Origin of the sequence: Paenibacillus alvei DSM 29 (assembly GCF_000293805.1) — a bacterium.
Lineage (GTDB): Bacteria > Bacillota > Bacilli > Paenibacillales > Paenibacillaceae > Paenibacillus_B > Paenibacillus_B alvei.
Genome location: NZ_AMBZ01000005.1, coordinates 321,705 through 336,540, shown reverse-complemented (window position 1 = coordinate 336,540; position 14,836 = coordinate 321,705). Strand labels below are relative to the sequence as shown.

Sequence of the window (14,836 nt, the reverse complement as noted above, 5' to 3'; positions counted from 1 at the left end):
CTTGCGCAACTTGTTCCATCGCGACGCTGTATGGGTATGAATACAGCCAAATGATTTTGTATACGATTCTCTCCGGTCTTGTCGCAAAGTTCGTCATGACACAGCTCGAGCGTACGATTGCGGAAGACATTAAGAGCGGCGGCCTGAATGCGTACCTCATTCGCCCTGTAAGCTACTTCTGGTATCGGGTGTCTGCTTATGCAGGCAGCCGTGTCATCTCGGACGGCATTTTGCTTGGTCTGGTGGCAGTTGTTCTATTTACGGCTTCGTATTATGGGCATACGCAACTTTCGCCAAGTCGGATGGTTCTATTTTCAGCTTGTCTATTGCTCGCAGCCGTCGTGCAGTTTCTTCTCTCCTACGCCATATGCGCTTTGGCGTTTCGCCTCGCAGAAATCTCTTATTTCTTTGTCATTACAGGGCTTATCGTGCAAATTCTGAGCGGCGGCATCGTACCGCTTGAGGTGTTCGGCGACACGCTCAATAGCTGGTTCAGCTTGCTTCCATTCAAATATACGATTTACTTTCCGGTCAATGTGCTAAACGGTAGATTGACGGAAGGAGAGGCGTTAACAGGTCTCCTGATTCAATGCGGGTGGATTGCCTTGCTTGCAGGCGCTGCGCACTTGGCTTGGCGTGCCGGGCTGAAGCGGTATGTTGGGCTAGGGGGGTAGAGAATGGGAACGGAATGGAAGGGGACGAAGTTGCGTTCTTGGAAGAACATGAAAGATTATGCTCGTCTGTACGGTTTGTTTGTGAAAAATTGCCTTGCTGCGAGCATGGAATACCGCTTCAATTTCTGGATGGGGATTACGGTGGAAATCGCCTTTTTATGTGCTAAAGCACTCTATATCCTGATCGTGTATCAGACCGATCTTCATATTGGCAATCTGACGCCGGATCATATTCTCCTGTTCATTGGCACTTATACAATGATGACGGGATTGTACATGGGCTTATTCTATGTGAACTTCATTCGTCTTCAGCAATACGTCCGCGATGGGACACTTGATCTGCTGCTGACGAAGCCGGTATCGCTGCAATTTATTGTATCGCTGCGCTATGTCGATATTGGCCTGCCTATCCCGAATGTCGTGGCAGGAGCGGTTATGATCGGCATCGGCTGGCATCGTGCGGGCCTTCCGTTAGATGGCAATATTCTGGGATTTGCAGGTTTGTTGATATCAGCGCTTGTTGTCACATATGGCATTATGCTGCTGCCCGCGCTGCTCGCGTTCCGCTTCGTCCAGACTGGGGCAGTGACCGAAATCGCGCATTCCATTTGGGATGCGAACAATATGCCGCTGGACATTTTTCCGCGTTGGCTGCAGCGAATCGGGGTATATGTAATTCCGATATTCCTCATTAGCAACTATGCGCCGAAGTTCGTGCTCCAAGAGTTGAGCGCAGGCGATATATTATGGGCCGTTGCTGCGCCTCTCTTGCTGCTGCTTTTAACGCGATGGTGCTGGAAGCGATCTGTAGCCGGGTATAGCAGTGCCGGAAGCTAGTCGAGCGGGATATGGAACGGAAAGGGATGAGAAGGGGTGACATCGAATGGCTGAACGAGAACTGGCACCGTCGTTTATGCGGGAAAGACAGCGTTATGAGCAGGGCTTCCTGGATTGCAGGAATGTCCAAGTGTCCATTGCGCTGCAGGAATGGGGAATTCCTGTCGAGGTGTTGTATTACAATGCATGGGAGAGCACGCGCTCTATTTATGAGCATTTATATGTGCACAAGAAGCTGCCTTGGTTGTACGAATCCCCATGCCTAACTCCATCTGAGCTTAAGCTCATCGGAGTGCCGTACCGTGAGATACCATATGCAACTTATGAAGATGCCGCCGCAATTTTACAAGCACTTGATTTTACAGAGGAAGCAGCTTTCTTCTGGATCGTGTGCGGCGAATCGCCGTATGTGAAGCCAGGATTCTATGGTCATCCGCAATCTGTGCATTCTGTGTGGGTTCGCGGTCTGTCCAGCGCTGCAGCAAATACAGCCCCCTACTCCGAAGAGGGCGCATCCGTTCCGGGATATTGTGCCCGAGATACCTTTCCAGAGTTTGAAGGCTTCGTATCCGAGGCCGATTTCCGCCGTATGATAGACAGCCCTTATATAAAGGCCGAAGATCGAAAGGCGTTCCTTGTTCAGAGGCCGGATCAAGTATTGAAGGTGGATATGGAGCGGATAATAGAGCGATTTGCGGAGCGGCAAAAGATACTGGATCTGAGTGACGAAGCAGTCTTTTACGAATGGATCCTTTATTCGATAAATCAGCAGGAGCCAGTGGTATTTCCGGATTGGGTGCAGCTATATTATTGCAATTCCCATGCATTCAGATTCCTTGCTGGCTCTCGATATGCCTATTCCTGCTTCGCTGCGGCGCTAATGTCCAACGATCATCCTTGGGTAGGACAGCTTCGGGAAATTGCCCGCAAGGCAGACATGCTGAAAAATGTCTTCTTATTAGCCGCTCAGAGCGGACGTGTGGATGGTTATGCGGTTCTTCGTATGTGCAGACAACTGCAAAAGCTTGAACAAGAGTGGCTTGCGGATGGTTATTTGGAGCTTGGCCGCACCGCACCGCTTCCAAAATAAAAAGGAACTGACTATAGTTATGTTCATGCGCAAGCGGTTATATCGGGGAAGTTCAAGCTTGAACGGCAGAGTACAGGACCACAAAAGAAAGGCAAGCATAAAACAAAGGGGCAGCATACGCTGCCCCTTTGTTATTTCTTTATAAAGTGGAATGACGACCAGCTTCCTTCATCACTTATGCAACAGGCTTCGGATTGGTCATGGAAAGCAACTCCTGCATGCTCGTCTTTCTCACATCTCCAAGCGTGCTGCCGATTAAGTTCGTATACCCGTCAATCGTTGCCATACGTCCATTGTAACGCTGGAAGTACTTATGCCAGACGATGTCGAGCGCTTCAGTGCCCGTTTGCTGCACCCATTGAACCATAAGTGCTCCTCCTTTGACGCGATAGAGGAGCTCGGAATATTGACCAACATGATAGGCCGGAGTCGTTACTTGCTTCTGGAACAGAACGGCAGGCCATTGTTCAGAAGGAAGGGCAAGTGCTTCACCACTCGGATCACGCCACGAGCTTGTTGCCGAAAGATTTGGGTAATTGCCGTTCCATAGTGTCATTGGCCAAGGTGCGCCTTCCTGCTCATGACGATAATAGTGGGCAGCGAACTCAGACAGTCCTTCTTCCAAAAAGCCCTCCGTCAGCGAATTATGCCCAATCGCAAGCGAAAACCATTGCTTGGCAATGGAACGAAGCACATCCTGTGACAGCACTCCTTGCTCACTTCCAACTGCGCCAAGTTGATTAAATAGAATGACCTCATTCAAGCTGTCTGTCATTTCTGGGAATGGGGCTTCAACGAACTTCCAATGCTTAGTCGGTAAAACTCCAATTTTATCAGAATAAAAACCGATCGCATTCTGCAACGCAGCCGTATACTTCTGCATCTGCTCCTGGTTCGGCTGCTCGAAGGTGAATACAGACAACAGGCCGCCGCCAGGCAGCTCCGCTTTCGTTTCTATATAGTTAGGGCTGGCATAGAATCCGAATTGGCGTGCATTCTGCACTTTTGTATGCACAATTTTCCGTTCATTTTCCACACGCTGATCCATCATCGTTCCCGTCATCGCTACATTCCATGCGGCAGGCATATTCAAGCTTACATCATAATCAGCGGTATAGAAAAAGTCACTCTTGTAGCGTGGATTATTTGGAACCCGGTTCCAGCCGCCGCGGATCGAATCGAACACAGCCAACTGTGGTGTCCAGTAGGTTCCACCCACGTAATTTTCGGTATAGGATAGCCGCTGAGCACCATATGGAATCTGTATATCATAAAGAATTCGAAGGGATATCGTATCCATGGGAGCCAAGCTCTGATTAAGATTGACGGTCATGGATTGGTTCGCATGCTTAAATTCCAAGGGTTTTCCGTCCAGAGTCGTTATTTTTTGGTCGTAACGCCGCCAAAAAACGATCCTCCATGTTATGGCCTTCTTGAGGCGATTGCTTGCGTATCTCTTCATTGCGCTGCTTGTATTGAATAGACATTGTTTCCGGCTTGCGGTAGCTGTCTGCGAACCAATGGAACACAAGTTCATTGAGATTCCGGTTAAATACATTGCGTATTTTGACGACAGCCTGCGCTTGCAGCGTTCGTGTCTGTTCATTCCATTTCGCATGGATCTGATATTGAATCGGAGACGAGGAGGCATCCTCCTTCTTCGCCGTGCTCTCACTCTTGCTTCCCATAGCGCACCCGGCTAACAGCTGGGTGATCAGGCAGATGACTAGCAGGGTAACAGCCAGCTTCCATCGTGTGGGACGCGGTTGGATGTGTGGGGGTATGCTGCTCATGGGTGGCCCTCCTTCCGCCGATAAATAGGTGTGGTTGTTGAGCATAGTATGTTAACTCCATTGTAGTAGATTTATAGGGAATATATCTATTGATTTGACTTACGCAAGCTTACAGTTTTGTCATAATCCTAGAATATGGTACTATTAATTAAGGGGATATGCATTCTATTAATTTTTGGAAACATCAACAAACCTACTAGAGAGAGAAAGGGATGAATTCGGTGATTCTCCGAAAACCGATGTTACCTCACTCGATAACCGAATCCGATATTGTTGTATTGGATTCCCTGCGAACAAAGATGAATTTTCTACAAATCACTTCTAAAGATGCCGAATGCCTGCGTCGTTTGGCCCCATACATGGAAAAATACGCAGAAGCGATTACAGACCGCCATTACGATTTATTGTTCGAACTGCCTGAAATGAAGCAGATGATCGATCAGCACAGTACAAGAGCGCGATTGAAAGGCACGTTCGTCTCCTATTTGAAATCTATCCCTCAAGTTGCCTTTGATGAAGAATACGTACAAATGAGAGAACGGATTGGTCAGGTGCACAGCCGTATTCAATTAGAGCCGGAATGGTTTATTGCCTCTTTCCTGCGTGTCTATGAATATCTGGTTCCTATCATTGTGAGTGATTTCCGCTCCAACGATGCATCAGCGATCCTAATGGCACTCCACCGGATTGTCATGCTGGACGCCCAAATTGTTCTGGAATCCTATCAATCTGCTACGGAATACCGACTGATGGACAATAACAGCGATATTATGGAAATGTTGATTCAAACCGATGGATTGCACACGATGCTTACCGCTGCCGAGCGATCCTTGCAGGATGTGATGGACATTCAGGCAGCTACTGAGCAATTGACGGCGTCCATTGAAGAGGTAGCCGCCCAAACTGCGGATTCCGCCACGAATACAGAAAACATGATAGCGGCGCTTCAGGAAAATCGCACCATTGTCGAGGAGACAATCGAAGGCTTCGAGATGATGAATGATTTATTCTTAGATACGCGCACACGCTTTGATCAGTTGCAGCGTTCCATGCAAAAATTGACGGATGTCGTTCACTTAATCGATACGGTCGCTGGTGAAACACAGCTTCTAGCGTTAAATGCTTCCATTGAAGCGGCGCGTGCAGGAGAAGAGGGGCGTGGTTTTGCCGTGGTAGCTGGCGAAGTTCGCAAGCTGTCCGATCAGACGAAGGTAGCTGTACACGATGTCTATGAAGTCATCGAGACCATTCAAGGAATGGCAACCGCAGTGCAGGAGCGGACGGAAGATATGTCAGTGCAAATGGATATCCAGCACAATAAAAATAAAAGCGCTTTCGAGCAGTTGGAGCGAATGATGCAGACGGTCAAAGAGGTAGGCTCTACTGAGGATGCGATTGCAGCAATCGTGGAGCAGCAGGCAGATGCGACACAAGAGATTACGGCCGGTATGACTGGCATTGTGAAAAATACAGAAGAGATGATGTCCACGGCTAAATCCACGGGGCTGCACATTTATACAACAAGCCAATCCGTCGAGGCCCTGCGCAAACAGTCGCTTGAATGGTTCCGTCATCTGGATGAAGCACAATGGATTCGCATCATGAAGACTGACCATATGCTTTGGAAGTGGTGTACGTATAATCGGCTTCTTGGCTTCGATGAGAGCGATCCGGCGGTTATGGAGAATTTCCATCAATGCCGACTTGGCAAATGGATTGAAAAAGAGCAGAGCCGCAAGGATTCGACGGTGGCTAATCTTCCAGAGTTTAAGGAAATGGTGGCGCTGCATGAGAAGCTGCATCGATTGGCAGGCGAGGTTGCACGCCAGATAGATATCGGACATCGAGATACGGCGATAACTGCGTATCGAGAAATGAGTGATATTTCTCAGGAATTGCTGACGCAGCTGGATGTGCTGCGATCACAGCTAGAGCGCCGTCCGTTGAAGAAGCACGCTTAACGGAAAAGGTTAGGAAAGAAGAAGTTTTCTATCTAAAATATATGAATGTATGATCATATATTAAAATAAAGGGAAGGGAGCACCCAACGTGGTATCTTGGTATCTCCCTTCCCTTTATTTATGTTTTTGGACAGTTCTCTTGTATAGGTGGAACACGAGACTAAGAGCGCGGCGCCCACAGCATAATCGCAACTCCGATTAGGCAGAAGACGGCTCCTGCCATATCGTAAACGTCTGGCGCCTTCTTATCGACCCACCAGCCCCATAAAATCGCAAGAATAATAAACACGCCTCCGTATGCAGCATATACACGTCCGAATGAGGGAAAGGATTGAAACGTAGGGATAACGCCGTAGGCAACTAAAATCAGGCCGCCCACAATTCCATACCAGAGCGGACGTGCTTCGCGCAGCCAAAGCCATACGAGGTAGCCGCCGCCGATTTCGGCGAGTCCGGCGATAATAAATAAGAGGATCGCGATGAACATAGCTTGTCTCCTTTTGCATGCATGGACAGCAACAACCCTGGCCACTGCGGAGGTGTCCGGGGCGATTGCTTCATAGAAGCAGCTTATCGACCTCTATGCTTTTCTTTCCGCTTTTGAATGCGAATGCTCCGTTTTTTCTCCTGCAATGCTTCGCGTTCTTCCCGAGAGCGGCATGTGCGCTCCTTCTTTCTGCTCTCGTAATCAAGACGCAGTGCTTCCTGGGATTGCGTTGATATGCCACGCTGCTTCATTTCCATTGCGGCACGTCTTGCCAGCCGCTTCGGATTGATGCGACGCAGCTGCTCTTGGGCGCCTACAGCAGTTTGCGTGACCCGCTCCATTAGCGGCATCATGAATACTTCCACAAATTCAAGCACTTCTGCATCCTTTGGCTCTGCTCCGAATACATGGCGGCAAGCCTTCAGACGCCCGTGGACAGTGTCCTCTACGATGCCGATCCAGAATGGGCCTTCAAAAAATACGGTCAACTTCACACTCGATTCCCCCTTTGTAATAAAGAGTGATGGACATCCCAAGGGGGGGAAGGTTACTGATCCCGACTGTCAATCGGAACGTTCGGACTACCAACCGAAGCTGTGTTTTTTCACTCCTTTCGAGTATATCGCAAATAGACGAAGTTCCCAAGATAAATATGCCGTTATCTCAGTACAAATGAGGCTGTAGGCAGCTATTAGAAATGTAGGGGATGGCGTTATATATCAGCGGTTTTACGCTGTAAAAGCGAGGGGAAGAGAGGGGGCATGTCACATCCGAATCTGTGGAAAAGCTCGCTAGGGAGCTTCCACAGATGAAGTGGGATGGAGGAAATGCACTTATTCTATGTGCAGGATTACTTATCAGATTCTGAATCCAATTGACTCCATTTGTTGCCGAACACGGGAGGAGTATACTGAAGCAGCTTCTCCACCAACTCAGCGGGATCTGCTGAAGAGAGAATAAGCAGTTCATGCTCTTGCTTTACAAAGCCTGCTTGAATGGAATGGCGCACCATTTCCAGCATTGGTGAGAAATAGCCTTCAACGTTCAAGACGCCGATAGGCTTCTGATGAATGCCGATTTGCGCCCAACTGATGACCTCGAACAATTCCTCGAACGTACCGAATCCGCCAGGCAGCGAGATAAATCCATCAGACAGATCTATCATCGTTTTCTTGCGTTCATGCATGTCTTTTACTTCGATGAGTTCCGTCAAGCTGGTATGTACAACTTCCCCGCGGAACAGTCCGCGCGGCATAACGCCTGTTACCTTGCCGCCAAGACGCAGCACTTCGTTGGCAACTTCGCCCATAAGTCCGACCTTGGAGCCTCCATATACGAGCTCAATGTTCTTCTCCGCGAGCACGCGGCCAAGAGCTTGAGCGCTATTTGCGAAGTTGGGATGCGTCCCCAAATTGGAACCGGAATATACACATAATCTTTTCACGAGTCATGCCTCCTCATCTGGTATACTTTATTAAGTATAGACATCATTGGTCAGGAAAGGAAGTTAATTTACGATGGAGATGAAGCCATTTCAACAATGGGTGCAGCAATTTTATCAGGAACGGGAATGGTCGCAGTACAATCCGTTTATTCGCGTCGGCTTCCTGATGGAGGAAGTCGGTGAGGTAGCCCGTGTTGTTCGAGCGCTGGAAATTGGCCGCGACCGTCCGGACGAGGGCGAACGAAGCAAGGATGAATTGCGTCAAGAGCTGGTGGAAGAGCTTGGTGACGTGCTGGCAAATGTCATTGTCCTGTCGGAGAAGTATGATATTGACCTGAGTGAAATTGCACAGGCGCATATGGACAAGCTGACGAAACGATTCGGCGGATAATGAAATTTATAGATGGATGAAGCAGAAGATATTCATGGTTCATTGTTCCGCTCTGGAACGTTCCGAATTGGATACACAATAAAGCAAATGATGGCGAATACGAGTGCGACGATTGGGATACCTGCCAGCATGAGCCTGATCCCGAAAATGGCTGCGTCAGGTTGATGAGCGCTATTGGCTATATAGCCGCTGGATTCGAGCACCGTGCTCATAATGATGGCTTGCAGGGAGACGCCAAATCGGATAATGAATCCGTTCATGCCGAAATACATACCTTCGCGTCGAGCCCCCGTCGTGCGCTCATCTTCGTCGATGACCTCGGAAAGCAGGATGTCGAGCAGGATGATGAGCCCAGCAAGGCTGAACCCAATGATCGCGCCCGCAATATATGCGCCTGCTTCCGTAGAGACGAGCATAAGCGGGGCAAGGGCGAACATGTAGCATAGGATGGCTGCAATCATGGTTTTGCGTGGCCCGTAACGTTTTGTCCAATACGCCCATACGTAAACAAATGGAATTGCAGTAACAAAAACAAGCCCGAGCATGATGGTGTTGGCGCTTTCATTTGCGTGCAGCGCATATTTCGTGAAGAATGGGATAGCTGCGGTTAGAAGGGCAAAGGTCAGTTGTACAAAAAACCGCCGAGCACATAGGTGACAAAGGAACGGTTAGAGAACGTATATACAATTGCCTCCCATAATCCAATTGTGCGCGCAGATGCCCGCTCATTTTCCTTCGAACCCCAGATCATTACCGCTAGAAATACAGCCGATACGATTCCAAAAGTAACCCCCATTGCGCCCCATCCATATTCCGTGTACACAAGCGGAGGCGCTGCTACCCCTGCAATCATGCCCAATATGCCGAACATTTGCTTCCACGAGGAAGCAGTCGCTCTTTCCCTCATCGTTACGAACATTTCCGGAAATAATGCAGAGTAGTTCAAAATGACAAGAACGTACAGAATATCGTACAGCAGAACAAGCACGATAAAATACCAAAACAATCCATCGCCTGAAGCAAGGGGGAACCAAATTAGGGTGAATACGGCTGCGAGTGGCAGCGTGCCGAATGCCATGTAAGGGATCCTCCGGCCCCATCTCGTGCGGAATCGGTCGGATACGTAGCCGAACAGCGGATTGAGCAAGGCGCCGACTAGCCCGTGTATGACCATCGCGATTCCGATAAGACTTGGACGTACTCCAAGAATATCGACGTAATAGTACACAATATAAGCAGCGAACATTTGCGCCATTATATTTGCCGATATATTTCCCGAAGCGAAGGCGGCTTTGCGAATCGGTGCGATTTGCCTATTCATTTGCTCCACGCTCCTTTTAAAGCTGCTGCTATGCAAGCGGCGGCAGCAGTCCACGCTGTACATCGCGCAAGTCTCTCCAGCGAATAAGCTGAATACCTTCTTCGGCAATTACGCGGCGAATGTCAGAATCACGGAATAACCGCCACTCCATGCCGCGCTTCTCCCAATGCGGGGTAATGGCTTTCAATTCATCAGATACAAGAGAAGGATGGAGGAATATTTCAGTAATCCCTGGCAGCAATCCTCGGAGGAGCGCTTCCGCCTTGGCTTTGACCTGCGCATACGTCTCCCCAGGAATCCACTCATAAGGAAGTCCGAGGAGCGTATCAAGAATGACAATCCCCTTGGCATCTGCCAGTTCAATTCGGCTCTTGGCCATGCGCTCCATTTCTGAACTTAGCTTCATGCCTCCGATTCGTCTTGGCATGCGGAACGGAAGGCCGTATGCTGCACACACATCAAACACAACATCAAGGAAGTCCCTCCCTGACGCAAGTCCATACAGACTTCCCATATGATTGTCAGCATGGGTAATATTGATGCCGAGCCGCCTTGCTGCTTCGATTTGGCTAATCATTTCACAGCGAACCTGCTCGGGATCGGCCATGCGCTCGATTGTCAGGCAATTATCAGGGAGGTAACCTTCCTCGGTTAACAGTGTGGAAATATCGCGCGAACGATTCATTGCTGACCATTTGTAACCTTCCCACTCACTTGTAAAGGTGAGATGCACGCCAATGTCCAGTTCAGGATGAGCGGCGCTCCACCGAGCAGCCTCCTTGGCCCATCCGCATGGCATCATAATGGAGGCAGAGCAAATGGAGCCCTCCTCGAGAAGCTGCATGATGCCCATATTCGTGGCATGGCACATGCCAAAATCGTCAGCATTGATAATCAGCAATCGATCGTTTGCCTCATATCCCAATGCCTTCATTACATTCATGTCCATCGCCTCCACCCGAGTAATTGGATTGGTGCGCCCAACCGGTATATCGTATGCATCTTAATATATTCGAGAGTCTGAGGTAACTTGCGTACGGATATTATTCATGAAGCCATATTGTTCAATATGGAGAGCTGCTTCTGATTTTGGAGTAGCTCTAATATGTTAATCATAGGCGAAGATGCATCCTGGAAGGAGGGCTGGACAATGGCATGGGATATCATTCGAATACCTTGGACGACGTATCGAGGAGCGGAAGCGACGGAACGGCTGCCAGAAGTTCTTCTTCAGCTGCAGGATGCGTCTACGATTGCTGAAGCGGAGCAAGCCAGTTCACTGATCGAAATGACCGTAGTTGTACAGGGCTCGCTTTATGAGGCGGCTGTGCCAACCGTCATTTGTCTGTTAAGCATGATTCAGCGGACAACGGATGCTGCACGCCCCTTCATGCTGGAGCTATTGGTTCTCATTGCTTCAGGCGAGCCGGCTGATAGTGAGAAAGAGAATGGAAATGCCCGCGTCGCTGAAACATGCATGCGTGAAATTGCCCGCGGTACTGCTCTCTATGCTCATTTGCTGGAATACGGGCGAGGGGCGGAACGGCTGCACTGCATCGACTTGCTTGGTTTATGTGCACAGCGGGATCGATCGCTTAAAGAAAGAGTTCGTTGGATGTACCGGCGGGTATTGCAATACGAGAATAATGAGCGAATTCGGGAGTTCCTCGAATATTGGCTGAGGGAGCTGGTTTAGCAGAGCAGCTAATAGTTCCAAGTGAGGTAAGAGAATAATGTATATAATCCATATAACCTTCATTTTGGATTTTACCCATAAATAGATGGTTTCTATTGTGAGTCGATTCAGAAGTTAAAAAAGGTCGAGTTAGGGGGATCCCTTCAACTCGACCTTTTAGTTTCAAGAAGTTTGGATACCATCACACATAAAAGTCATAAAAATATTAATTTCTCCATTGCGGTGCAGAGAGTGTTTGTTTATACTTACCATTACAATAATGATAATCATTATCAATATCGAATTGAAAATAGGAGGGAAGTATACGTGACTATATTCAAATGGAATCGTATAGGACAGTTGACATTGGTATCGACCGTTATAGCATCATTATTGACGTCATGCGGTGGGGGAAGCGTACCGATAGGATCAGAACAAACTGCGCCAAGCAATGCATCCACAACAACAACACATAGTACTGAGCAAGCAACTGTCTTAAGCAATCAAGCCGCAACCCGTCCGTTCACGGATTGGACCGGTCATACAGTAGAAGTGTCTGCACATCCGCAGCGTATTATCTACCATGGGGAAACGACTGGAGACCTTCTGGCGCTTGGGATTACACCTGTTGGAATTTTACATAAAAGTATACTTGGTACCACTTACGAGAATCGGTTGTCAGGATCCACAGATATCGGATTTCCTTTCAGTGTCGAGAAGGCGGTAGAAGTTGATCCTGACCTCATCATTATCGCCAACAACGACGAAACGGTATATACCCAAGTATCGAAGATCGCTCCAACGGTTACTTTCGATTCTTTCGCATCTCTTCCAGATCGAATGCGCGTATTAGGCGAATTGTTTGGCAAGGAAAAGGAGGCCGAACAATGGCTGGAGCGTTATACAAAGAAAGAAAAAGCAATGTGGAACAAGATTCGGGAACAAGGTGTTAAGCCAGAAGAGACTGCATCTGTAATCACCATGTATCCCGGCAATCGTTTGTTCGTGATGGTGTCGGCTGGGTTGCCTCAGTTATTATACGGAGAGTTGGGCTTTAAGCCTGTTTCACTAGTCCAGGACATAGTAAGAAACGGCACTGGGTTTATGGAGATTTCGCTGGAAAAGCTGCCTGAGTATGCTGGAGACCGGATCTTCATATTAAAGCCGATCGATGCATCTGCAAAAAAGATTTGGACGAGCTTCTGAAGAGCAAGGTTTGGACTCAGCTCCCTGCAGTGAAGAACGGACACGTATACGAATTCGATATCAACAAAGCGGGGAGCGATGCGACGTCTCGAGAATGGCTCCTTGATGAGCTGCCAAGATTACTTCAGTCTAAGTCGTAATAAAGAAATAAAGGGATTTAATGGAAACGTTAAAAATCAACGAAAATCTAATTAGAAAGTGGATGGAGTACCGAGAGAGAAGTCTAGCAATTTAGGCTGGACTTCTCTTTTTGTAGGTAAAGAATATCGCTAATTGTATTTGAATACTAGCTTTTTAATATCTATACTGCCAGAAGCTTGATTATCGAGTCCTCTTATAATTACGTGTACAAGAGCGCGTACGGCCCCTTGAGGAATTTGCCCATTATTTCGCAACGTTACAAAATCTGTAGTAGGTTGAGAGTGTTCTGTAATGTTGGCCCCGATAAATTGGTTATTAGCATCCATAAAATCGATATACAATTGCACTTTTGCACGCTCTAGGTGCTTTACATGAATGCCTCCACTTACTTCAAAATTCCTTGTTGGATCGACCTTCACATTTTGAAAGATGGTTAGTGCGCCATTAGTTTGAATTCCAGATCCCGAAATACTTTGCATATGCTGTTGATTGCTACGTTTGATTTGATAATTACTATGCTCATGCAACCAACCGCCCTTATTCCAGGCATCTCCCGCTTCATCTTGGTCTGGATAAACCATAAATTCGGGATTGGATAATAAATTTCGTTCACTTGAATATTGAAGGTTAATGGAATCTACATACATGCTGCCGGAAGACTGGTTTGTCAAACCTCGAATGATTGCATGAACGACTACCTTCTCTGCATTTGCAGGAGTAGTGCCTGAATTTGAAAGAACGATAAAATGTCCATTTGTTGGATATTCATACTCTGTGATACTGGCGCCTATATATTGGCCTTTGGCATCCATAAAGTCCAAATATAATTGAACTTTACTGCCTTTCAATTGCTCGACTTGGAATAATCCGCTAATCGTAAAATCTCGATTTTTCTCCACTTTTATCGTTTGGGTAACGGCAACCAGGTCATTGACTCCCATTTCTGATGCAGTAATTTTTTGGACATGATTGCTCTCGAGCCGAGCAGTTTCGAAGTGAGATTTGCCTGTGCTCCATACCGTCTTTCTCCAATCATCTGCTAGTTCAGAACCAAGCTCAGATTGGAATGATGGATTCGATACTAGATTGTGATCAGAGCTGTATGCAAGTCGGATGGAACTTACATTGATGATTCCTGAACCCTGGTCATTGGTTGCACGAAGAAGGGCGTAAACAATTGCTTTTTTTGCTGAAGCAGGAACGCGACCATGATTTGATAGCGTGATGAATCCACCATTTGTAGGGTGTTCCCACTCTGTAACATTGGCTCCAACATAGCTGCCGTCAGCACCAATGAAGTCTATATACAATTGGACTTTCGCATGATTCAACTGCTCTACTGTTAATGTAGCATTTGTAACGAATTCTCTGTCTGCGGCGACGTCAATGATTTGACTAACGCCGACCATACCGTTGTTGATGATACCCTCGCCAGTTATTTTTTGTAAGTTGTTGTTTCCGGACTTTACAATAGAAAAGCTGCTGCTTGCTGCTCCCCATGTTTCTGTTCTCCAATCTTTCGCATCCCCGGTTTCCATTGTTTCCTTGAAATAAGAGTTGCGTACTAGATTCTTAGGAATCGATACAGCATTTTTATTTATTTTCCGACCGATCATATTTCCATTCTTATCATACTCATATTTTGTTTGTGTATCGTTAGAAGTCGTTTTCACTAAGTTGTTATTCCCGTTATATTCATATTCTGTTATCCCTGCAGAAAAAGCGGACGTATTTATGGCAGGGGCCAATCCAAAAAGCAAAAGAAATAGGCCGATCAGTTTTTTCATTCGATTTATACCTCCGTGAGTGACTATAT

16 protein-coding genes are annotated in these 14,836 nt (G+C 47.5%); 7 read left to right on the top strand and 9 right to left on the bottom strand.

Annotated features, from left to right (window positions below; translation table 11 throughout):
* Positions 1-50 precede the first annotated feature (50 nt).
* Genes PAV_RS18405 through PAV_RS18395 form a run of 3 tightly spaced genes read left to right on the top strand, consistent with a single transcriptional unit; the run spans position 51 to position 2,601 of the window.
* A complete protein-coding gene (locus tag PAV_RS18405) occupies positions 51-674 on the top strand; it encodes an ABC transporter permease (protein WP_005548886.1) in 624 nt (207 codons plus the stop codon).
* 3 nt (positions 675-677) lie between these two features.
* The gene (locus PAV_RS18400; protein ID WP_005548885.1) at positions 678-1,511 is read left to right on the top strand and encodes an ABC transporter permease; all 834 of its coding nucleotides are present in this window, start codon (positions 678-680) and stop codon (positions 1,509-1,511) included.
* 46 nt (positions 1,512-1,557) lie between these two features.
* Positions 1,558-2,601: a hypothetical protein gene (locus tag PAV_RS18395; RefSeq protein WP_005548884.1), complete on the top strand. Its 1,044-nt coding sequence runs from the start codon at positions 1,558-1,560 to the stop codon at positions 2,599-2,601.
* 175 nt (positions 2,602-2,776) lie between these two features.
* Here PAV_RS18395 and PAV_RS18390 read toward each other — a convergent pair whose 3' ends face one another.
* Together PAV_RS18390 and PAV_RS18385 are read right to left on the bottom strand one after the other, a co-directional pair.
* Positions 2,777-3,961 carry a gluzincin family metallopeptidase gene (locus tag PAV_RS18390; protein ID WP_005548883.1) on the bottom strand — a complete coding sequence of 395 codons (1,185 nt, stop codon included), beginning with the start codon at positions 3,959-3,961 and terminating at the stop codon, positions 2,777-2,779.
* Positions 3,951-4,394: a hypothetical protein gene (locus tag PAV_RS18385; RefSeq protein WP_005548882.1), complete on the bottom strand. Its 444-nt coding sequence runs from the start codon at positions 4,392-4,394 to the stop codon at positions 3,951-3,953. Before PAV_RS18385 ends, PAV_RS18390 begins: the two co-directional genes overlap by 11 nt.
* 212 nt (positions 4,395-4,606) lie before the next feature.
* Here PAV_RS18385 and PAV_RS18380 point away from each other — a divergent pair, with 212 nt between their 5' ends.
* Entirely contained in the window at positions 4,607-6,355 is a 1,749-nt protein-coding gene (locus PAV_RS18380; RefSeq protein WP_005548881.1) for a protoglobin domain-containing protein, read from the top strand.
* A 160-nt stretch (positions 6,356-6,515) separates the two neighbouring features.
* On the opposite strand, the gene PAV_RS18375 is transcribed toward PAV_RS18380, so the two are convergent.
* The 3 genes from PAV_RS18375 to PAV_RS18365 form a co-directional block, all read right to left on the bottom strand.
* Positions 6,516-6,842: a YnfA family protein gene (locus PAV_RS18375; protein WP_005548880.1), complete on the bottom strand. Its 327-nt coding sequence runs from the start codon at positions 6,840-6,842 to the stop codon at positions 6,516-6,518.
* An 83-nt stretch (positions 6,843-6,925) separates the two neighbouring features.
* Positions 6,926-7,336, bottom strand: a complete 411-nt coding sequence (locus PAV_RS18370) for a YjdF family protein (protein WP_005548878.1) — start codon at positions 7,334-7,336, stop codon at positions 6,926-6,928.
* A 356-nt stretch (positions 7,337-7,692) separates the two neighbouring features.
* Positions 7,693-8,286, bottom strand: a complete 594-nt coding sequence (locus tag PAV_RS18365) for an LOG family protein (RefSeq protein WP_005548876.1) — start codon at positions 8,284-8,286, stop codon at positions 7,693-7,695.
* A 73-nt stretch (positions 8,287-8,359) separates the two neighbouring features.
* Between PAV_RS18365 and PAV_RS18360 the strand changes: the two genes are divergently transcribed.
* Complete coding sequence (locus tag PAV_RS18360; protein WP_005548875.1) at positions 8,360-8,677, top strand: MazG nucleotide pyrophosphohydrolase domain-containing protein; 318 nt, start codon at positions 8,360-8,362, stop codon at positions 8,675-8,677.
* 32 nt (positions 8,678-8,709) lie between these two features.
* On the opposite strand, the gene PAV_RS37335 is transcribed toward PAV_RS18360, so the two are convergent.
* Genes PAV_RS37335 through PAV_RS18350 form a run of 3 tightly spaced genes read right to left on the bottom strand, consistent with a single transcriptional unit; the run spans position 8,710 to position 10,941 of the window.
* Entirely contained in the window at positions 8,710-9,276 is a 567-nt protein-coding gene (locus tag PAV_RS37335) for an MFS transporter (protein ID WP_338010910.1), read from the bottom strand.
* 23 nt (positions 9,277-9,299) lie between these two features.
* Positions 9,300-9,998, bottom strand: coding sequence for an MFS transporter (locus PAV_RS37330; protein ID WP_005548873.1), 699 nt, complete (start codon positions 9,996-9,998; stop codon positions 9,300-9,302).
* A 28-nt stretch (positions 9,999-10,026) separates the two neighbouring features.
* Entirely contained in the window at positions 10,027-10,941 is a 915-nt protein-coding gene (locus PAV_RS18350; RefSeq protein WP_005548872.1) for a polysaccharide deacetylase family protein, read from the bottom strand.
* A 207-nt stretch (positions 10,942-11,148) separates the two neighbouring features.
* Between PAV_RS18350 and PAV_RS18345 the strand changes: the two genes are divergently transcribed.
* A complete protein-coding gene (locus tag PAV_RS18345; protein ID WP_005548871.1) occupies positions 11,149-11,694 on the top strand; it encodes a hypothetical protein in 546 nt (181 codons plus the stop codon).
* Positions 11,695-12,000: 306 nt separating this feature from the next.
* Positions 12,001-12,879, top strand: coding sequence for an ABC transporter substrate-binding protein (locus PAV_RS18340; RefSeq protein WP_005548870.1), 879 nt, complete (start codon positions 12,001-12,003; stop codon positions 12,877-12,879).
* 269 nt (positions 12,880-13,148) lie between these two features.
* Here PAV_RS18340 and PAV_RS18335 read toward each other — a convergent pair whose 3' ends face one another.
* Positions 13,149-14,807, bottom strand: a complete 1,659-nt coding sequence (locus PAV_RS18335) for a hypothetical protein (RefSeq protein ID WP_005548869.1) — start codon at positions 14,805-14,807, stop codon at positions 13,149-13,151.
* Positions 14,808-14,836: the final 29 nt, after the last annotated feature.

Coding starts and splice junctions, on each gene's coding strand:
- PAV_RS18405 (WP_005548886.1), top strand. CDS start 51: ATGATTTTGTATACGATTCTCTCCGGTCTTGTCGCAAAGTTCGTCATG.
- PAV_RS18400 (WP_005548885.1), top strand. CDS start 678: ATGGGAACGGAATGGAAGGGGACGAAGTTGCGTTCTTGGAAGAACATG.
- PAV_RS18395 (WP_005548884.1), top strand. CDS start 1,558: ATGGCTGAACGAGAACTGGCACCGTCGTTTATGCGGGAAAGACAGCGT.
- PAV_RS18385 (WP_005548882.1), bottom strand. CDS start 4,394: ATGAGCAGCATACCCCCACACATCCAACCGCGTCCCACACGATGGAAG.
- PAV_RS18380 (WP_005548881.1), top strand. CDS start 4,607: ATGAATTCGGTGATTCTCCGAAAACCGATGTTACCTCACTCGATAACC.
- PAV_RS18375 (WP_005548880.1), bottom strand. CDS start 6,842: ATGTTCATCGCGATCCTCTTATTTATTATCGCCGGACTCGCCGAAATC.
- PAV_RS18360 (WP_005548875.1), top strand. CDS start 8,360: ATGGAGATGAAGCCATTTCAACAATGGGTGCAGCAATTTTATCAGGAA.
- PAV_RS37330 (WP_005548873.1), bottom strand. CDS start 9,998: ATGAATAGGCAAATCGCACCGATTCGCAAAGCCGCCTTCGCTTCGGGA.
- PAV_RS18350 (WP_005548872.1), bottom strand. CDS start 10,941: ATGAATGTAATGAAGGCATTGGGATATGAGGCAAACGATCGATTGCTG.
- PAV_RS18345 (WP_005548871.1), top strand. CDS start 11,149: ATGGCATGGGATATCATTCGAATACCTTGGACGACGTATCGAGGAGCG.
- PAV_RS18335 (WP_005548869.1), bottom strand. CDS start 14,807: ATGAAAAAACTGATCGGCCTATTTCTTTTGCTTTTTGGATTGGCCCCT.